Genomic DNA, 18,081 nt, shown 5'->3' on the forward strand with positions numbered 1-18,081 from the left:
AGTTTAAGAATATAAATACCTGCTCAACAATTAAAACCGCCAAGCCGATGGTATCTAGCGTAAGCTACATTGTTAGCTTTTCCTATCACTACCATATATGTCAATAATAAAAGCGCGCAATATTGCTTCTCATAAATTTCAAAGTTGCTCTATTATTAAATAGTTCAGTGTTATGTACGATAAACAGATAGGTTACTTCTTTTAACGTAAATTTAGATTGAGCTAACGCGCAAGCACTGGCAGAATTGCCAACAATTTATAGTAAGTGTGAACATTGATATGTCGAATTTAGAAGCAAACCGTTGGTTTACAGAGGTGAGTGACCGTGATGGCAGCGCCTTTTCGTTGCGCATCAACAAAAAATTGGATGAAATTCAGTCTCCATTTCAAAATGTTGAGATGTATGAGACAACCAACTTTGGTAATCTCATGATTATCGATGGCTGTACTATGGTCAGCTCTCGAGAAAATTTCTTTTATCATGAAATGATAAGCCATCCGGCACTATTTTCTCACCCAGCCCCTAAAAATGTGGTGATCATTGGTGGTGGTGATTGCGGTACACTTAGAGAAGTATTAAAACACCCAGACGTTGAAAATGTTACACAAATCGACATAGACGAAGTTGTTACACAAATGTCGCTTAAATATTTTCCCGAGCTGTGTGAGTCAAATAGTGACCCCCGTGCTACTGTAATGTTCGACGATGGCATTAAGTACATGCGCGAAATTGCACCTGAATCTGTTGACGTAGTTATCGTTGATGGCACAGACCCAGTTGGTCCAGGTGAAGGGCTATTTAACCATGCCTTTTACACTAGCTGCTTAAAAGCTCTGCGCACTGGAGGTATTCTCGTTCAACAAAGTGAGTCACCACTTACTCACATGCCTTTATTGTTAGATATGCGTGATGCTATGCTCGAGGTAGGCTTTGTTGATTTACATACATTGCCTTTTCCACAACCCATCTACCCTAGCGGCCTCTGGTCTGCGACTCTAGCACGTAAAGGTGAACCATTTAACGGCTTTAGAGAACAAGACGCTGACAATGCAAAATTTGACACTGAGTATTACAACTCAGGTATCCACAAAGGCGCATTGGCCACGCCTAACTTTATGAAACGTGCATTTATTAAATAAGCGCCTGTCTCAAATGACCCAATAAAACACAAAAAACCCAAGCATGCTTGGGTTTTTCTATTTAGCCATTTAGCCAATCATCACTTGTGATATTTAGCGCTAAACTCATGCACCGCATTAATAAATACACCTGCATTTTCAGGGTCAACATCTGGTGTAATACCATGACCAAGGTTAAAGACGTGGCCCGCACCATCACCAAAGCTAGCCAAAATAGATTGTACCTCTTCACGAATACGCTCAGGGGTTCCATGAAGCATAGAAGGATCCATATTCCCTTGTAGTGCCACTTTGTCACCAACACGACGTTTCGCATCTGCAATATCAATCGTCCAATCAAGGCCAATAGCGTCACAGCCTGTTGCAGCTATCGCCTCTATCCATTGGCCACCATTTTTAGTAAATAACGTTACTGGCACTTTGCGACCATCGTGATTTCTTATTAAGCCATCCACAATTTTGTGCATATATTGCAAAGAAAACTCTTTATAATCACGTGGGCTTAACACTCCACCCCATGAGTCAAATACCATCAAAGATTGTGCACCTGCCTCTACTTGCGCATTTAAATAGTCAATAACTGAATCGGCTAATTTATCTAACAACAAATGCAGGGTTTGTGGCTCTGCAAATGCCATTTTCTTAATTTTACCAAACACCTTGCTACTGCCACCTTCAACCATATATGTTGCCAGTGTCCAAGGCGAGCCAGAAAAGCCTATCAGAGGTACTTCACCTTTGAGTTCACGACGAATAGTACTCACCGCATTCATTACATAACCCAGCTCATCAGTCGGGTCGAGCTTAGGGATATTTTTTACATCTTGCAGTGAACTGATCGGGCGCTCAAACTTAGGACCTTCACCAGTTTCAAAATACAGACCTAAGCCCATTGCATCTGGAATCGTCAGAATATCGCTAAATAAAATTGCTGCATCTAGCGGGTAACGACGCAATGGCTGTAACGTCACCTCACAAGCTAACTCCGCATTTCGACACAAACTCATGAAGTCACCAGCTTGTGCTCGGGTTGCACGATATTCAGGTAAATAACGACCTGCTTGACGCATCATCCACACCGGAGTGACATCAACAGGTTGTTTCATCAACGCACGTAAATAACGATCGTTTTTCAATTCGCTCATAGCGTATCTCGACTCCAAAACTTTAAAAATTGTTCAGATTGTACCACCATCTTGGCAAGCACTCTATCTAAACCCAAGCGCAAATTAATCCGCATATAATCTAAATTAAAGTTCCTATAACTCAAAAAGTTAGTAAATTAGTATCAAAAATAGGCAAAAATCATGTCGCCTAGGTGTTTACAATAGAGGTCAAAACTTGGTATAAAATTGTCGCGTTACAAAAATAACAACAAAACACCTTTAGAATAAGAATAACAATAGTTATCAACTAGCTAAACTGCATTCAAACCACCTCTTGTAGGTGGTTTTTCTTTTTGAAAACCCCAAAAAAGGAACCCCTTAACTATCAATGAGTTATTATGTTTTTTTACAATAAAAATAAAAATAGGTTGACCTTTGCCGCAGATTTCCTTTTTATAGAGGAAACAATCCGCAATAGGAGATCACTATGCTTTCACGGTTAGAACGAGCCCAAGAAAAGTGGGGAGGCAGCCATAGTGTTATTGATGCATGGTTAGCAGAGCGACAAGAATTATTACTGCAGTACTACAAACTTGCAGGATTCTCTCCTTATGACAAAAAAGATCATGCCTTGCCTGATCAGATGAAGATCCAAGCTTTTTGTCAAATACTAATGGACTACCTTTCAGCTGGGCACTTTGAGATTTACGATAACTTAGTAGAAGCTTGCGAAGAAAAGGGTCCGGATAGTGCTAAACTTGCACAAGCACTGTATCCACGCATTGCTGGTACCACCGATGTGGCTTTAGACTTTAATGATAAGTATGCAGAAAATTCTCAGGAACAGGTGTTACAGGATTTTGATAAAGACCTATCTCACTTAGGTGAAGTGTTAGAGTCTCGTTTTGAATTAGAAGACGAACTGATTGATAATTTGTACGCCAATCATAGCGATTAATGCTCAATACGCAGCGGAACGTATTAAGCATTAAAAAAGGGCCATAGGGCCCTTTTTTAATGCTTTGAGTCGAATTTATTCAGCTTCTGCTTTTTGAGCTTCATCTTGAATTTCAAGTAGTTCAACTTCAAAAACCAGCGTTGAGTTTGACGGAATTTTACCTAAATTACGCTCACCATAACCTAGTTCAGCTGGAATAGTAAATTTATACTTAGAACCAACAGACATTAACTGCAAACCCTCAGTCCAACCTTTGATTACTTGACGCAGACCAAAAGTAGCAGGCTGCTCACGAGCATATGAGCTATCGAATTCAGTACCATCTAACAATGTACCTTTATAATGAACAGTTACTTTATCAGTATCAACAGGCTTTTTACCGTCACCTTCTGAAATCACTTCATATTGTAAACCAGACTCAGTAACAACAACGCCTTCTTTCTTCGCATTTTCAGCTAAGTACTTTTCACCGTCCGCTTTGTTCTTTTCTGCTTCATGTTTTACTTTTTCAGCTTGCTTTTCACGCACTGAAGTATCAAGTGCAGTCAACACTTCACGAATTTTTGCTTCATCTAATTGTGCATTACCCGCAAGTGCATCCTCAAAACCACGCTTTAAAAGTGCTTGATCAAGCTCCAAACCAAAACTGGTTTTATCAGCTAAATCTTTTTGTAAAAAGTTACCCACTGATGCACCAATACCATAGGCTTGCTGTTGTGCTTCTGTTTCTAATTTTAACTCAGCTGGTTTTTCTTCTGCTTTTTGGTTACATGCAGTCAGAGCAAGCACTGCAGCTGCCACCAAAGACAATTTAATCGTCTGTTTCATTCTCTTTTCTCCGACAAGCCCATCGGCTGCCTGTTAATATTATATTAATGGTTAATTCTATTTAGCCACATTACCATTCATCGCGATAGATGCCAACTTGTATGACATCAATGCAGATATATAACGTTTTCTGTGACTTGTAGCGACTTTGTGGTAACGATACGCTACTATCAAAGTAACAATACACTTAAATTGTTTAGATTTTTATAGTTTACCTTGTGTAACTCACAGCGTTAAGGGGAAATACCTATATTATGCCCAAACTTGATCGCTTCTTGCTGTTAATAACGCTATTTTTATTAAGTAGCTGCACACCAGCTGATAAAAAAGCCGATTTAACTATTGAGCATGCCACCAGAGGCGCTTTTGCTGCTGCTATTTCACATGATGGTCGTTACAGTTTAGTGTCATCTGTAGAACATGGTGTCAGCCTGTGGGACAATCAAGTCCATGGCTTAAAATATCAATGGCAACAATCAAAGCCTGATGGCAACTTAGTCCATTCATTAGCTATTGCCTATGACAATAGCGTTGCCGTTACAGCTGAAAACGAAACTTTTGCTATTTGGGACATTACCACAGGCAAAAACCTCGGTTTTTATCAAATCCAAACGGGCACAATTAGAGACATCGCTATTAGTAATAAAGGACGTTATGTACTTTATGGACGAAGCGACAACGTGGTTGTGCACCTGGACTTAGAAAGTGGAAGACGCATAGAGTTCCTAGGTCACCAAGAAAAAATAAATTCTATAGACCTGTCTCCTAATGGATACTTTGCGCTCTCTGGGGCAAATGATTATAGTGCTTATTTTTGGGATACTCGCACAGGACAAGTAATTCACCGCTTCAACCACCCTAGTCGTGTAACGAAAGTAGCGCTAGATGCGACTGGTCAATATGCATTCACTGCCGATAGTTTAAAAAAAGCCAGTATTTGGCGGCTAACTTCAGGTGATCTCATTTCACAATTACAGTATATTGCGCGCCAGAAGATATTCAGCGCGGTCCGCTTCAATCAATCTGGCACTCTTCTAGCCACCGGTTCGCCAAACAGAGAACTTACACTTTGGCGCGTCAAAGATGGACAAAAATTGGGGCTGTGGAAAGTGCAACCGCGCGAAGGCAGTCGGCCTAAATCGGCAGTTGTGTTCGATGTTACCTTTGTCGAACAAAATAATGCTTTAATCACCGAAAGTTCAAGTGGCTTATTAGAGCGTTTTAATCATGTGGAGTCCCAATGACTGAATTAGAAAACCGTGTTATGGAGCTAGAAGCTAAAGTATCTTTTCAAGATGATACTATTGACACACTCAATGATGAACTCAAAATGCACCAGCAAAGGCTTGCTAAAATGCAGCGTCAAATAGAATTACTGGGTGAAAAAATCAAAGAAGGCCAAGAAGAAGGTTTAATGCCTCAGCATCAAGAGCCACCACCGCCTCATTACTAATACACTAAACCAGAGGTTTACTCTGGTTTAAATACACCAATTACTTGCTCAAACTGACGTGTTGAAGCTTGCACAGCCTCTTCAGGTTGTGTCATGACATAGCCGCACTTTACGCACTCCACTTTCTCCACATCATGCTCTTTAAACAACATCATCACGTCGAGTTCTTTACACTTTGGACAAGATGCCCCTGCAATAAAACGCTTCTTTTGCCTCATGGTTATACCTCTGCAACTATCAGCCAAACATCATTAGCTATAATTTTACCCTAAAGCTACGCGCTAAGATACGACCGTAAAATATATACACGGATAATCAGTACATCGGTGCTGACTTAAACACAATCGTTCATGTTACAATGCACTTTATTCAGATTAAACAACAAAACACTATGATCCAGCTGACTGATATTGAATTACTGCGTGGTACTAAAAGTTTATTAAAAAATGCCAGTGCCACTTTATTTCCTGAACATAAAGTAGGCTTGGTTGGTGCTAATGGCTGTGGCAAGTCTTCCCTTTTCGCGCTGTTAAAAGGTGAGCTAACACTGGATGCTGGTGAGTTATCCATCCCAAAAGATTGGTCAATCGCATCAGTAAAACAAGAAACGCCAGCACTGGATATCAGCGCGTTAGATTATGTGTTGCAGGGCCACCCTGAGTACTACCTATGCCGCGTGGCACTTAAAGAAGCTGAACAGGCTGAAGATGGAGCCAAGCAAGCAATTGTACATCAACAGCTTGAGCTAATGAAGGGCTACAGTATTGAAGCAAAAGCAGGTGAACTTCTGCACGGTTTAGGCTTTAGTAACGAACAAATTAGTCATTCAGTAAGTGCCTTTTCCGGTGGTTGGCGTATGCGTTTAAACTTAGCCCAAGCGCTTATTCGTGATGCTGACTTACTATTACTCGATGAGCCCACCAACCACTTAGATTTAGACGCGGTTTACTGGTTGGAGCGTTTTTTACGTGCTTATACTGGTACACTTGTTCTAATCTCTCACGATAGAGAGTTTTTAGATGCCGTAGTCGACCAAATTTGGCATATTGATCAACAGAAAATCAATGTATACAAAGGCCATTACTCACAGTTTGAACGCCAAAAAGCAGAGCGCATGGCACAGCATCAAGCCTTGTTTGAAAAACAGCAAGAACAAATAGAACATTTAGAAAAATTTATTACCCGTTTTAAGGCCAAAGCAAGTAAGGCCAAACAAGCACAAAGCCGCGTAAAAGCACTAGAGCGCATGGAAAAACTTGCGCCAGCGCATGCCGACTCACCTTTTGACTTTGAGTTTGCACAACCAAGTACCTTACCAAACCCATTAATGACTCTAGATGGTGCGCAAGCAGGCTATGGCGAGATAACCATATTACATAAAATAAAGCTTAACTTAGTACCTGGTAGCCGAATTGCATTGTTAGGTCGTAACGGTGCGGGTAAATCAACATTGATCAAATTGCTCTCAGGCGAACTCCTGCCACAAGCTGGTGAAGTGTTTATGCATCAAGGTTTGCAGGTTGGTTACTTTGCTCAACACCAACTTGAGTCACTTGATTTAAGTGCCAGCGCAATTACCCATCTTCAACGCTTAGACCCAAAAGCAAGTGAGCAATCTTTGCGTGATTTTTTAGGGGGCTTCGCCTTTAACGGCGATAAAGCGTTAGAGCCTGTTGCACCATTTTCAGGAGGTGAAAAAGCGCGCTTGGTGCTTGCTATGCTGGTATACCAAAAGCCAAATTTATTATTATTAGATGAGCCTACTAACCATTTAGATTTAGAAATGCGCCATGCACTGGTTATGGCTTTGCAAGGCTTTGAAGGCGCGATGGTCACCGTATCGCACGACCGTCATATGCTAAAAAATACCGCTGATGAATATTACCTAGTCGATAACGGTGAAGTAACGCAATTTGGTTATGATTTAGACGAATATTATCAATGGTTACTTAACGCCAACAAAGAAGCCACTAAAAAACCTGATACCGAAGATAAAGCACATTCAAGTAACAATCGCAAAGAGCAAAAGCGCCTTGAAGCTGAGTTTAGAAAATCAGTACAACCGCTAAAGAAAAATATTGAAAAACTTGAAAAGTCATTAGATAAATACACTGAGCAATTGACCAATATTGAGCTACAACTTGCTGATAACGATTTATACCAAGAGGAAAACAAAACCAAGCTCACTGAGTTACTCGCAAAGCAAGCCACAATTACACCATTACTCAATGAAGTAGAAGAGTCTTTGCTATTTGCATTAGAAGAGCTTGAGGAAAAGCAAGCTGAGTTTGAGCAAAATATTTGCATATGAATGTTCAACTTAACGAACAAGCATTTTGGACGTTTTCATGTGATCTATACCAGCAAGGTTGTGCCCAACACACCTTGCTGAATTTACAAAATGAACAGAAGAAAAATATTAATCTATGCTTGTTGCTGTTTTACCTTGAACACTTAAACCTGCAACTTACTGAATATGAAGTTACGCAACTGGCGGCAAAGTGTCATGATATGGATGAGCAACTGCTCACTCCTCATAGACATATCAGGCAACAGCTCAAACTACAATTTATCAAGCACCCGCGCTATAGCGAGTCACGCCAGCAATTATTAAACAGTGAACTACAATTAGAGAGATTACAGCAATCTGAGCTAGTTCAGCTAGTTAACAAATTTACACTATCAAGTAAAAAACCAAGCAATAACCTGTCGTTTTACCTTAGCGATATACAAATTAAACAACTCAGAGCAAGCCTAACAGACAAAAAATCATGATCGAGATCAAGCTCTGAGTAACATCATATACAACTCACTTTGAAACTTGATCGAGATCATATCAGCCCTATTACTCCTAGACTAAGATTACTCCATCGACAAGTTAGGAGGCATCAGCCATGAACGTATTCTTTAGAGATTTTTTCAGTGACCCAGTATTGTTTCTCTCTTTTGGGATCTTAGGCACCGTGATTGCGCTGGGTATCTTCTACGTTTATTACTTTGTGAAAAAAATACAAGAAGCTGAAGTACCCAGTTAGTTAAAGTTCATGTTGATCGTGGCGCTGGTGCGCTAAATTAATATTAAGGGTACTTTGACAATCTGTTCCCCCAAAAGCAAACAAATTAAGCACGACGCACAAAGCACCTTACTAACCTAGTTAGTAAGGTGCTTTTTATTTTACGCTCAACAGTCTGGGTGTTCTTTGTTACACTGCTACCACATTCAATTTAAAAACGCTTTATGGACTACTTATTTAACAGCGCATGGTGGATGCGCAATCGACATGCTCAAACAATACTGCCACGCTTTTTTCGTCCATTACAAAAAGTACCGGTTAAGTTTGAAGAACTCACTACGCCCGATGGGGACTTTTTAGAGTTAGCATGGGCAAAGGAGCAACGCCCCAATGCGCCTTTAGCAATCGTATTACATGGTCTTGAAGGCAATATTAATAGTTTTTATGCTAAAGGTATGCTCAAAGCATTAACGCAAAAAGGCTTTGATGCCGTATTAATGCACTTTCGTAACTGTTCACGAGCGGCCAATCGCTTGCCACGCGCCTATCATAGTGGCGAAACATCCGATCTTGAATTCTTAATAAACACGCTCAAACAACGTTTTACTGATAGACCACTTTATGCCGTAGGATTTTCATTAGGTGGTAATGTATTAGCTAAGTATTTGGGTGAACAACAGCAGCAAAGTGGTTTGCAAGGCGCTGCTGTGATATCGGCTCCTCACCATTTATCTTCATCGTGCCAAGTGATCCGCAAAAGCTGTTTTGGTTTATATCAAAAGTACTTGCTCGATAGAATGAAACGTTCATTTTCACGCAAACTCGACACCATTGCTGATGTACTCACCATCGACGAGAAAAAGCTGCACGCAATTGATGACCTATGGCAGTTTGACAATTTGATCACAGCTCCACTGCATGGTTTTAAAGGAGCTGAAGACTATTATACAAAAGCCAGTGCGCAAAGTTACCTAAATGATATTAAGACACCCACTTTACTTATTCACGCCAAAGATGACCCAATGCTGTCATCTCAGGCAGTGCCGAACGCGTCTCAAGTTAGTGGCAACGTAACACTTGCTGTATCAGAGACTGGAGGGCATGTGGGCTTTATTGGCGGTAAAAATCCACTTAAGCCTGAATTTTGGTTAGAACAAGCAGTACCTCACTACTTCCACTCGCTGCAGCAGAGATTAAAATGATCATTCCATATCAACAACTAAATCAAGCCACCTTAGAAAACCTGATTGAGCACTATGTATTACGTGAAGGCACCGACTACGGCGAGCAAGAGTTTTCTACTGAGGCTAAAATTGAACACGTCAAATCCCAATTAAAAAATGGCGATGCGTTGATTGTCTTCTCTGAGCTGCATGAATCCGTAAATATCGTTTCTAAAGTGCAATTTCAAACCATGCAAAGTGAAGACTATAACGAATTTGAATAACTGGTCGCAGATCGTTTAGCCAACCTGCTTTTTCGGTTATAGTTTCAGTTATACTTATAATAATCAAAGGAAGGCTAATGACATTACGTTTTACGCTTTGTGCCCTAGCATTGTCGGTTTTGTCCGCCCAGGCACAAGATTATCAAGCTTCTGAACGTGCTCAACGAATCGCTCAAAAGAACATTCTTATCGATACCCATATTGATGTACCCTATCGTATCAAAGATAAATGGGCTGATGTGACCAAAGCTACTGAAGACGGTGATTTTGATTACCCACGAGCCGTTAAAGGAGGCCTGAATGCTCCCTTTATGTCGATTTATATTCCTGCCAACCTTGAATTTGAAGGTAAGGGTAAAAGCTATCAGCTCGCCAACCAATTAATTGATGGTATGGAAGCATTAGCATTTAGAGCGCCTGAAAAATTTGCTGTCGCCACTTCTAGCAAGGATATTTACACCCACTTTAAACAAGGGAAAATATCTATTGCTATGGGGATGGAAAACGGCTCACCAATTGAGGGGGATTTAAAAAATCTTAAACATTTCTTTGACCGAGGTGTACGCTATATCACCCTCGCCCACTCACAGAGTAACCATATTTCTGACTCGTCTTATGATATCCGCCGTAAATGGCAAGGTTTGAGCCCATTTGGTAAAGAATTAGTCGTGGAAATGAATAAAATTGGTATGTTGATTGATGTTTCACATATCTCAGATGCTGCTTTTTACCAAACCATAGCGCTGTCAAAAGTTCCCGTTATTGCATCTCACTCATCGCTACGTAAATACACGCCAGGTTTTGAGCGAAATATGGACGATGACATGTTAAAAGCACTAAAGAAAAATGGTGGCGTGATCCAAATAAACTTTGGCTCTAGCTTTGTCACATCCAATGCGCGCAATTGGTATGATAAACGTAACAAGGCCGATGAACGCGAAACATACATTAAAGAAAATCCTTTTCCATATGCAACGTTAGAGCAAGTATTAGATCACATTGACCATGTCGTAAAACTCATTGGTATTGACCATGTTGGCATTGGCTCTGATTACGATGGAGTGGGCGACTCGCTTCCTGTTGGCCTTAAAGATGTGTCTAGCTATCCAAACCTAGTACAAGGTTTATTAGACCGCGGGTATAGCGAAGGGAAAATCAAAAAAATCCTCAGCGGCAATACACTGAGAGTTTGGCGTCAAGCGGAAGAGTACGCGACTCAATTTTAAACCTAATAAAGAGCAAAGTTCGCTTTGCTCTTCCCCACCTCAAACAACACTTACTTTTCATTGTATGAATATTAGACGGCTCATACCAATTACATTAAATAAATGATCAGATATTGCGATAGATAAATGGCTTAGTTACTAAGCAAGGGTTTCAGTATATCGTTTGAAAAATTTAGCTATGAGCTGAACAACTCTGTCTAGAAAAGTTTAGTAACCATATCAACTTTCATGAGATTTAAATAAGGAGAATACAGTGCCACTAAAAAGTGGTTGCGGGAGCTTTGTATTATGAAGAGTGAACCGACGATTTTTATTAGATTTTAATACGGAGAATACAGTGCCACTAAAAAGTGATTGCGGGAGCTTTGTATTATGAAGAGTGAACCGACGATTTTTATTAGATTTTAATACTGATAATCCAGTGCCACTAAAAAGTGGTTTCGGGAGTTTTGTATTATGAAGAGCGAACCGATGACTTTAACTAGATTTTAATACGGAGAATACAGTGCCACTAAAAAGTGGTTGCGGGAGCCTTGAATTATGAAGGGTGAACCGACGACTTAGATGAGATTCAAATAAGGAGATTACAGTGCCACTAAAAAGTGGTTGCGGGAGCCGGATTTGAACCGACGACCTTCGGGTTATGAGCCCGACGAGCTACCAGGCTGCTCCATCCCGCGCCTGTATGTTAAATGCTTTTTTACTTCTGATTTAACAAAGAAGTCTTACAGTAACCACCTAAATAAAAAGTGGTTGCGGGAGCTCTTGAGTTTTAAAGAGCGAACCGACGACCTTTGGGTAAAACCTTCAGGCTAATACAGTAACCACCTAAATAAGAAGTGGTTGCGGGAGCCGGATTTGAACCGACGACCTTCGGGTTATGAGCCCGACGAGCTACCAGGCTGCTCCATCCCGCGCCTGTATGTTAAATACTTTTTTACTTCTGATTTAACAAAGAAGTCTTACAGTAACCACTTAATGAAAAGTGGTTACGGGAGCTCTTGAATTGTAAAGAGCGAACCGACGACCTTCGGGTAAAACCTTCAGGTTAATACAGTACCAACTAAGTAAAAATAGTGGTTGCGGGAGCCGGATTTGAACCGACGACCTTCGGGTTATGAGCCCGACGAGCTACCAGGCTGCTCCATCCCGCGCCTGTAGTTTAAGAAAAAATCTTAAACTTTATTCCCCAAAAAACAAGATTTTAAAGCCTGCCTATCGAAGAGGTCGCTATAATATAGGATTGAATTTCAAATGCAAGCTTTAACTGCACAAAACAATTCAAGCGAGCAAATATCAAACAAAATACAATAATTAGCTACGGTGATGTGGTGTTATCAGCTTTTGCCATTGCCAATCAGGGTGGCCCATAACGATAAAATCGGGGTTTTCAGTATGCTCTCGCTGATTGTAGGTCAATGGATTAAATTCAGCATCGGTGATACAGCCACCCGCTTCTTCAACAATAACTTGCGAAGCTCCCGTATCCCACTCTCCGGTTGGCCCCACACGTAAGAAGCAATCCGCTTTACCTTCAGCAATCATGCATGCCTTTAAAGAACATGACCCAAGCGCAACGGTATCAAATTGGCTATTAAGGTACTGACTCACAGCCTCTAACTTCTGGCGGCGACTAACAGCTAAGGTTAAATTCTCTGGTGAGGCGACAGAAATTTGTTGCTGTGTCTCATTGGAGCGCTTAAATGCCCCCTGCCCTTTCGTTGCATAATACGTAGTTTGTTTAGAGGGCCAATAAATCACACCTAACACCGGCTGATTATTTTCTATCAGTGCTATATTTACCGCAAAATCACCACTTTGCAGTATGAATTCACCCGTACCGTCCATTGGATCTAACAGCCAGTAGCGTTGCCAGTTTTCACGTAAAGATAACTCTGGTATCGGTGTTTCTTCCGACATAATAGGAATATCTGGCGCAAGCGCCTTTAAACCGGCCGTTAGCACTTCGTTGGCAGCCAAGTCTGCTGCAGTTACAGGTGTGTGGTCCGACTTTTCGCGTGCCCCAATATCTTCATTTTGATAAATAGCCATAATCGCCTCCCCCGCCTTGATGGCAAGAGAGATACAGGGTTCCAGCAGTTTTTGCATATTAAACCTCCTGCGTTAAATATTGTTGAAGCAATAACAACGCCGCAACACTTCGAGCCTCCGTAAAATCATTTTGTGTCAGCAACAGCTCCCACTGTGCTAACGGCCATTTAACGGTCACCAACGGTTCAGGTTCATCACCTTCCAATTGCTCAGGATAAAGCCCTTTTGCGACAAGAATATGCATTCTGGCATTAAAATAACTCGGTGCTAAAGATAACGTTTTTAAATCACAAAATTGTTCCGCGCCAAAACCTACTTCTTCTTTTAGCTCCCGGTTACCGGCTTCAATTGGTGTTTCTCCCGGGTCAATTAACCCCTTCGGGAAGCCCAATTGATAATTGTTAGTACCAGCACAGTACTCTCTTACTAATAGTAGCTCATTATCAGCTGTTATTGGCACGATCATCACAGCACCCCTGCCTCCCCCTTTAATACGCTCATACTGACGCTGTTCACCATTTGAAAACAGTAGCTTTAGTGACTCAACCGTGAACAAGCGACTTTTTGCAGTCACTTCACAATGCAATATCTCTGGTGGGTTTGGATGCTTTTTCTGTGACATAGGTTTTTATTTGTTATGATGACATACACTTAATCATAAAGCCTTTGACGATAAATGCCTATGCTAAATTGGTCACAAATTGATACTGTACTACTAGATATGGACGGCACGTTACTCGATTTACATTTTGATAGTTATTTTTGGTTACACGTTGTTCCTACCGAACATGCAAAAAAACAAAATATCAGTTTTGAAGCTGCTAAAATAGATATTTTAAAGCGCTATGAAGCCGTTCATGGGCAAATTCAATGGTACTGCTTAGATTACTGGCAGCAACAGCTTGGTTTACCTATTATGGCGCTCAAAAAAGAAATCCAACATTTAATCTCGATACGAGAGGACGTACCTGAATTTTTAACTGCACTCAAAAAGTCAGGCAAAAAGCTAATCTTATTAACTAATGCTCATCCTGACAGCCTCAGTTTAAAAGTAGAACTTGTAGATTTCGCGCATTATTTAGATGTGTTAATTTCAACTCATCAATATGGTGTGAGTAAAGAGAGTCAATCATTATGGCAGCAAGTACATGCAGATTTAGGTTTTGATAAGCAACGAACTCTGTTTGTAGATGACAGCTTAAGTGTGCTTAATGCCGCCAAAGAGTTTGGAATTGGACACTTACTAGCAGTGGCTAACCCAGATAGCAAACAGCCAGTGAATGAAATCACTGACTATTTATCTATCACCGACTATCGAACATTACTACCCATAACCTAAAGCACTAGCTTGGATAGCGAGCCTGTAGACCGGCATATACTTTTTTGGCAAAGTCTGGGTGCTCGGTATCTAGACTTTTTACTACCTCAACCAAATGTTCATTATCTTCTTGACCCTGCCATACCTTAATATAGCTTCCCTCTTTATAGCCATTATCTTGGCGAAAAAAGTTTAAAGTGTTTTTTCCAACATAACCACGATATAAATCATCAATGTCCATACCGATTTGTTGCATACAACCGGCAAAAGCTTGCGCGTTAAATTGCTTATCAGCAACCGCGCTGGCTGCTAGCACTTCCAGTGTTTGTTTAAAGTCTACTGCAGCTTGAGGTTGCGCTAACTCTTGCTCAAGTTGCTCAGCCAATGCTTGATAAGCCGTCTCACCATCAATACGCAAAGAAAGACCAAAATGGAAAATATCCACCAGCTCTAAAATTACTTGCTCAGTATCAGGTGTTTGTTTCTTCCACCACTTCCAACCATAATGGTCAAGCATTTCGGCACACTCAACCCAAATTGCACGGTACCATTCAAACCCTTGGTTAAACCATTGCGCATGAACTTTTGTATTCATGGCATTTTGCATTTCTAACATCACAACTAGCTTAGTGATATTGGCTGACATTGCGCTCTCTCTTTGTACTATAAAAAGGCTGTTATCATACCGCAGTAAGATGCACTCTGCACAGCCTGAAGGCTAACTTTTCTAATCCTTAGATTAACGATTTTCTAATCGATTATAATCAAATAAGCCATACTCAATACCTCGATACTGTTTAGCAACTTCATGCAATAAATCACTATATTGCCAAAATTGTGGATGAGTGCGACGAATCGCAAATGCTTGAGCCAGTTCACTGTATTGTTGCTCGCTATTAATCGTTTTCAGCTGAGCCACAAATGCAGCAGTATTTGCTTCATCGGCTAAATACCAAATAGCTTCGGGGTAATCGCCAATAAACCCAGGCACAAGCGTCGCGGTATCTTCCTCATACGCTCGCTGTGCACCTTCATTAAGTAAACTCGAGATATTATAATGCGCATTATGGTGGATCAGTGTAAATGCTTTATGCTCACCATTATTTTGCCGCTGCAATATAAAAGAGACTTGTGGCAATAAATTCACCGCTTTATGTGGCAGACTATTTAATTTAGCCAAAGGCCCACTTACAGATTTATAGTCATAGCGTTGGCTTAGAACACTTTCAAGGGCCGTTGTTATTTTCTCGTGAAGTTCTAATTTTGGCTTATCGCTGGTATAAGACATACCCGTAGGTGCAGCTAATAAGCTTTTGCGATTAATAAATTCACTTAAACTCACATGTGATTGACGATACCAGTGGTTTTTTACCTCTTTTCTAACGTCTTGAGGCAATAAATTAATAAAGTTTTGCTCACCTTCAAGACGCAAAAAATCCATATATAAGCGCGTATGCAATTGATGCCCTATGTTGCCATATACATCAAACCCAGCCACTAACAAGTAATGAATACGTTCAAACAATGCATAGTCTAATAGCCACATGGTTTTTGGTGTTTGGCCAACAAACCCTTTTACTACTGTCGCACTATCAAAATGACGAAAAACCGTCAGCCCAGCATTATCGTTATGACCATCCCCTTGCCAAATAAGATCCGTGGTTAATGACTTGCCATCTTTTAATAGCTCATTCGCGAGTTTTGTTTTAGCGCTCAGGTATTCATGCTGACGATTGGCATATTTAACCCAACTCGATATAGGTAACACATTACTTTGCTCTTGAGCAGGCAATGCTAAATCATCATCATGGCGCAGCAGTAACTCACTTACTTGTGGCGAACTATTCTTTTGTGGGTCAACAAAGGCAACCCAGAATTGATCATTAATAACATTAAGTGCAACCTGACCACGACAGACAGGACCTTTAATATACCCTTTGATAATAAGCTCAGCTTCATCAAGCATAAACTGATACTTTGACTTTACTGGGATAGCCGCGAACGCTTTAAATGGATTAGAAGCTACTTTTGGTTCATAGCTCGGTAACTGCTGCACATGGTAATCCGCAGCAATAAACTGCGCATGCAATCGCGTCATTTTTTTATCGGATAAAGCCAATGGTATATGGGTTTTCGCTAAAATACTGCTGCGCTCATGCATCAGCCGATAATATACGCGACTCACCTGAGGGTCATCATAAGGTCGTCTGGTTGCTATCAAATCAATTGGCTCACCCGGTGGGGTAGTTGAGCGTACCAATTTAAAAAAATTGGGGGTTGTACTGTGGTTATGTTCAGGAAAATAAATATTGGCTAAATACCAATGCTCATAAATATACCGCGCAGCCAGTTGATATTTTAGCCCCGATTGATTTAAAAACTGTTCCCAACGACTGACTTGTTGCAATTCAGCATTTAACGGAGGTGCTATTTGCGCCATTTTTGCGCCATTTTTAAGCCAGCTCTCTAATTGTTTGAATTCGAATCCAGAAATAGCGGGTAAGCCATATGGCATACCCGCATGAGGTTGGCTTTTGGCTAAGCTGTCAAATTCATCCATACTTGGACAGCTTTGTGTCCTATCTAAAGAGAAGTCAAATTCGTCACCAAGCAGCCCTTGTTGTGGAAATGGTTTACTCATTTTCAACAACAAGCTGTTATACAGCACACTGCCAGCCAAGTTGGCTTGTGTGTTTTGCGCTCGTTCATTGAGTACTGACGTAAACCCTTTTTCACGCCATTGTTTGGTATTATCTGCATCAAAAAGCAATCTTGATGGCGCTTGAGCCAGTAATCTTGTCCCGTTATAGACACGTTCTTTATTTAGACCTCTGTCTATACCCTCTGGTGAAGATAGCTTTAATTGGCACGGTGCATCATAACAGCCATGACAAACCACGCAGCGCTGTTCCAAAACAGGCTTAACCAGCTGCAAATATTCCGCCCCACCACCCTGATTGTATTCAACATTTCGTACTTTTACGCTGGCTTCGCCATAAATATCGTCATAGTGACTCATACCCAATGTCACACAGCCACAAAGTAATAAAACTATCGCTAGCATCCACCCTGTACGAACGTTCATTAGCTATCCTCTTCTTCACCTAAATCAAAAGTAGGCATCATCTCTATCGGTGGAGAAATAAAAACGTGTTCATCGTCAACACTGACTACCGCACTGAGTATAGGACCATGATTAAGTAGTAACTGCGCCTGATGTTCACCACCGGGGATATTGTCATAAACAACTTGCTCAGCTTTGAGTTGATAGCTCTGTAAGTTAATGCTGATATTCTCATCTGCGCTGGGGTTTTGACACAAATGCGCCAGCAGTGTTTCATCCAATATCACTTCCAGAGTGAGATCTGGACTTTTAATGTCTCTTTGCTCAATTTGGTCATTGAGTAAAAAAAGTGGCAGATTAAGTGGTGTGTTTTCAGAAAGTTCCATATTGGTCAGTCATATTGCTAATACCTAGATGTTCACATACTAGCATAAGTTATGCTTAACCTTAATTGACTACTGGCTTACCTTATAAA

At 40.8% G+C, this 18,081-nt stretch carries 19 protein-coding genes and 3 tRNA genes; 11 read left to right on the top strand and 11 right to left on the bottom strand.

Annotated features, from left to right (window positions below; all coding sequences use genetic code 11):
- Window positions 1-279 precede the first annotated feature (279 nt).
- Window positions 280-1,140, top strand: a complete 861-nt coding sequence (gene speE / locus OCI93_RS17215) for a polyamine aminopropyltransferase (protein ID WP_261626908.1) — start codon at window positions 280-282, stop codon at window positions 1,138-1,140.
- A gap of 80 nt (window positions 1,141-1,220) precedes the next feature.
- On the opposite strand, the gene hemE is transcribed toward speE, so the two are convergent.
- Window positions 1,221-2,285: a uroporphyrinogen decarboxylase gene (hemE, locus tag OCI93_RS17220; RefSeq protein WP_261594655.1), complete on the bottom strand. Its 1,065-nt coding sequence runs from the start codon at window positions 2,283-2,285 to the stop codon at window positions 1,221-1,223.
- 448 nt (window positions 2,286-2,733) lie between these two features.
- Here hemE and rsd point away from each other — a divergent pair, with 448 nt between their 5' ends.
- Window positions 2,734-3,204, top strand: coding sequence for a sigma D regulator (gene rsd, locus OCI93_RS17225; RefSeq protein WP_261594656.1), 471 nt, complete (start codon window positions 2,734-2,736; stop codon window positions 3,202-3,204).
- 75 nt (window positions 3,205-3,279) lie between these two features.
- On the opposite strand, the gene fkpA is transcribed toward rsd, so the two are convergent.
- Window positions 3,280-4,032 (bottom strand): FKBP-type peptidyl-prolyl cis-trans isomerase, encoded by a 753-nt coding sequence (gene fkpA / locus OCI93_RS17230; protein ID WP_261594657.1) that lies wholly within the window; start codon window positions 4,030-4,032, stop codon window positions 3,280-3,282.
- Between the two features lie 254 nt (window positions 4,033-4,286).
- Between fkpA and OCI93_RS17235 the strand changes: the two genes are divergently transcribed.
- A complete protein-coding gene (locus OCI93_RS17235; protein ID WP_261594658.1) occupies window positions 4,287-5,276 on the top strand; it encodes a WD40 repeat domain-containing protein in 990 nt (329 codons plus the stop codon).
- Entirely contained in the window at window positions 5,273-5,485 is a 213-nt protein-coding gene (locus OCI93_RS17240; RefSeq protein ID WP_261626909.1) for a SlyX family protein, read from the top strand. Before OCI93_RS17235 ends, OCI93_RS17240 begins: the two co-directional genes overlap by 4 nt.
- A 17-nt stretch (window positions 5,486-5,502) precedes the next feature.
- Here the strand turns inward: OCI93_RS17240 and OCI93_RS17245 are convergent, their stop codons facing one another.
- Window positions 5,503-5,703: a YheV family putative zinc ribbon protein gene (locus tag OCI93_RS17245; RefSeq protein ID WP_261626910.1), complete on the bottom strand. Its 201-nt coding sequence runs from the start codon at window positions 5,701-5,703 to the stop codon at window positions 5,503-5,505.
- A gap of 173 nt (window positions 5,704-5,876) precedes the next feature.
- Here OCI93_RS17245 and OCI93_RS17250 point away from each other — a divergent pair, with 173 nt between their 5' ends.
- The 6 genes from OCI93_RS17250 (at window position 5,877) to OCI93_RS17275 (ending at window position 11,172) form a co-directional block, all read left to right on the top strand.
- The gene (locus tag OCI93_RS17250; protein ID WP_261594661.1) at window positions 5,877-7,796 is read left to right on the top strand and encodes an ATP-binding cassette domain-containing protein; all 1,920 of its coding nucleotides are present in this window, start codon (window positions 5,877-5,879) and stop codon (window positions 7,794-7,796) included.
- Complete coding sequence (locus OCI93_RS17255) at window positions 7,793-8,260, top strand: TIGR02444 family protein (protein WP_261626911.1); 468 nt, start codon at window positions 7,793-7,795, stop codon at window positions 8,258-8,260. The genes OCI93_RS17250 and OCI93_RS17255 overlap by 4 nt, the downstream gene beginning before the upstream one ends.
- A gap of 119 nt (window positions 8,261-8,379) precedes the next feature.
- Window positions 8,380-8,520, top strand: a complete 141-nt coding sequence (locus tag OCI93_RS17260) for a hypothetical protein (RefSeq protein WP_261626912.1) — start codon at window positions 8,380-8,382, stop codon at window positions 8,518-8,520.
- Window positions 8,521-8,723: 203 nt separating this feature from the next.
- Window positions 8,724-9,701, top strand: a complete 978-nt coding sequence (locus OCI93_RS17265) for a hydrolase (protein WP_261594665.1) — start codon at window positions 8,724-8,726, stop codon at window positions 9,699-9,701.
- Window positions 9,698-9,946: a YheU family protein gene (locus OCI93_RS17270; protein WP_261594666.1), complete on the top strand. Its 249-nt coding sequence runs from the start codon at window positions 9,698-9,700 to the stop codon at window positions 9,944-9,946. Before OCI93_RS17265 ends, OCI93_RS17270 begins: the two co-directional genes overlap by 4 nt.
- Window positions 9,947-10,023: 77 nt before the next feature.
- The gene (locus tag OCI93_RS17275; RefSeq protein WP_261594667.1) at window positions 10,024-11,172 is read left to right on the top strand and encodes a dipeptidase; all 1,149 of its coding nucleotides are present in this window, start codon (window positions 10,024-10,026) and stop codon (window positions 11,170-11,172) included.
- Window positions 11,173-11,775: 603 nt separating this feature from the next.
- Here OCI93_RS17275 and OCI93_RS17280 read toward each other — a convergent pair.
- The 5 genes from OCI93_RS17280 to nudE form a co-directional block, all read right to left on the bottom strand.
- A tRNA-Met gene (locus tag OCI93_RS17280) sits at window positions 11,776-11,852 on the bottom strand.
- A gap of 160 nt (window positions 11,853-12,012) precedes the next feature.
- A tRNA-Met gene (locus OCI93_RS17285) sits at window positions 12,013-12,089 on the bottom strand.
- Window positions 12,090-12,249: 160 nt separating this feature from the next.
- A tRNA-Met gene (locus OCI93_RS17290) sits at window positions 12,250-12,326 on the bottom strand.
- 160 nt (window positions 12,327-12,486) lie between these two features.
- Window positions 12,487-13,281 carry a 3'(2'),5'-bisphosphate nucleotidase CysQ gene (gene cysQ, locus OCI93_RS17295; RefSeq protein WP_261594668.1) on the bottom strand — a complete coding sequence of 265 codons (795 nt, stop codon included), beginning with the start codon at window positions 13,279-13,281 and terminating at the stop codon, window positions 12,487-12,489.
- A gap of 1 nt (window position 13,282) precedes the next feature.
- A complete protein-coding gene (gene nudE, locus OCI93_RS17300) occupies window positions 13,283-13,846 on the bottom strand; it encodes an ADP compounds hydrolase NudE (protein ID WP_261594669.1) in 564 nt (187 codons plus the stop codon).
- Window positions 13,847-13,906: 60 nt separating this feature from the next.
- On the opposite strand from nudE, the gene yrfG reads away from it, so the two are divergent.
- The gene (yrfG, locus tag OCI93_RS17305; protein ID WP_261594670.1) at window positions 13,907-14,563 is read left to right on the top strand and encodes a GMP/IMP nucleotidase; all 657 of its coding nucleotides are present in this window, start codon (window positions 13,907-13,909) and stop codon (window positions 14,561-14,563) included.
- A 4-nt stretch (window positions 14,564-14,567) separates the two neighbouring features.
- Here yrfG and OCI93_RS17310 read toward each other — a convergent pair whose 3' ends face one another.
- The 3 genes from OCI93_RS17310 to OCI93_RS17320 all read right to left on the bottom strand — a co-directional run bounded on the left by OCI93_RS17310 (window position 14,568) and on the right by OCI93_RS17320 (window position 17,992).
- On the bottom strand, window positions 14,568-15,188 hold the full coding sequence (locus OCI93_RS17310; protein ID WP_261594671.1) for a dUTP diphosphatase: 621 nt from the start codon (window positions 15,186-15,188) through the stop codon (window positions 14,568-14,570).
- Between the two features lie 93 nt (window positions 15,189-15,281).
- Window positions 15,282-17,627: a fatty acid cis/trans isomerase gene (locus tag OCI93_RS17315; RefSeq protein ID WP_261626913.1), complete on the bottom strand. Its 2,346-nt coding sequence runs from the start codon at window positions 17,625-17,627 to the stop codon at window positions 15,282-15,284.
- Window positions 17,627-17,992 (bottom strand): hypothetical protein, encoded by a 366-nt coding sequence (locus OCI93_RS17320; RefSeq protein ID WP_261626914.1) that lies wholly within the window; start codon window positions 17,990-17,992, stop codon window positions 17,627-17,629. The genes OCI93_RS17315 and OCI93_RS17320 overlap by 1 nt, the downstream gene beginning before the upstream one ends.
- Window positions 17,993-18,081: the final 89 nt, after the last annotated feature.

Origin of the sequence: Pseudoalteromonas holothuriae (assembly GCF_945859825.1) — a bacterium.
In the GTDB taxonomy this organism is placed as follows: domain Bacteria; phylum Pseudomonadota; class Gammaproteobacteria; order Enterobacterales; family Alteromonadaceae; genus Pseudoalteromonas; species Pseudoalteromonas holothuriae.

What these genes read in the sequence shown, in the direction of transcription:
- OCI93_RS17240 (WP_261626909.1), top strand. Translation starts at nt 5,273, where the DNA reads ATGACTGAATTAGAAAACCGTGTTATGGAGCTAGAAGCTAAAGTATCT.
- yrfG (WP_261594670.1), top strand. Translation starts at nt 13,907, where the DNA reads ATGCTAAATTGGTCACAAATTGATACTGTACTACTAGATATGGACGGC.
- OCI93_RS17250 (WP_261594661.1), top strand. Translation starts at nt 5,877, where the DNA reads ATGATCCAGCTGACTGATATTGAATTACTGCGTGGTACTAAAAGTTTA.
- hemE (WP_261594655.1), bottom strand. Translation starts at nt 2,285, where the DNA reads ATGAGCGAATTGAAAAACGATCGTTATTTACGTGCGTTGATGAAACAA.
- rsd (WP_261594656.1), top strand. Translation starts at nt 2,734, where the DNA reads ATGCTTTCACGGTTAGAACGAGCCCAAGAAAAGTGGGGAGGCAGCCAT.
- OCI93_RS17320 (WP_261626914.1), bottom strand. Translation starts at nt 17,992, where the DNA reads ATGGAACTTTCTGAAAACACACCACTTAATCTGCCACTTTTTTTACTC.
- OCI93_RS17270 (WP_261594666.1), top strand. Translation starts at nt 9,698, where the DNA reads ATGATCATTCCATATCAACAACTAAATCAAGCCACCTTAGAAAACCTG.
- OCI93_RS17275 (WP_261594667.1), top strand. Translation starts at nt 10,024, where the DNA reads ATGACATTACGTTTTACGCTTTGTGCCCTAGCATTGTCGGTTTTGTCC.
- OCI93_RS17255 (WP_261626911.1), top strand. Translation starts at nt 7,793, where the DNA reads ATGAATGTTCAACTTAACGAACAAGCATTTTGGACGTTTTCATGTGAT.
- nudE (WP_261594669.1), bottom strand. Translation starts at nt 13,846, where the DNA reads ATGTCACAGAAAAAGCATCCAAACCCACCAGAGATATTGCATTGTGAA.
- OCI93_RS17315 (WP_261626913.1), bottom strand. Translation starts at nt 17,627, where the DNA reads ATGAACGTTCGTACAGGGTGGATGCTAGCGATAGTTTTATTACTTTGT.
- OCI93_RS17260 (WP_261626912.1), top strand. Translation starts at nt 8,380, where the DNA reads ATGAACGTATTCTTTAGAGATTTTTTCAGTGACCCAGTATTGTTTCTC.
- cysQ (WP_261594668.1), bottom strand. Translation starts at nt 13,281, where the DNA reads ATGCAAAAACTGCTGGAACCCTGTATCTCTCTTGCCATCAAGGCGGGG.
- speE (WP_261626908.1), top strand. Translation starts at nt 280, where the DNA reads ATGTCGAATTTAGAAGCAAACCGTTGGTTTACAGAGGTGAGTGACCGT.
- OCI93_RS17310 (WP_261594671.1), bottom strand. Translation starts at nt 15,188, where the DNA reads ATGTCAGCCAATATCACTAAGCTAGTTGTGATGTTAGAAATGCAAAAT.
- OCI93_RS17235 (WP_261594658.1), top strand. Translation starts at nt 4,287, where the DNA reads ATGCCCAAACTTGATCGCTTCTTGCTGTTAATAACGCTATTTTTATTA.
- OCI93_RS17245 (WP_261626910.1), bottom strand. Translation starts at nt 5,703, where the DNA reads ATGAGGCAAAAGAAGCGTTTTATTGCAGGGGCATCTTGTCCAAAGTGT.
- OCI93_RS17265 (WP_261594665.1), top strand. Translation starts at nt 8,724, where the DNA reads ATGGACTACTTATTTAACAGCGCATGGTGGATGCGCAATCGACATGCT.
- fkpA (WP_261594657.1), bottom strand. Translation starts at nt 4,032, where the DNA reads ATGAAACAGACGATTAAATTGTCTTTGGTGGCAGCTGCAGTGCTTGCT.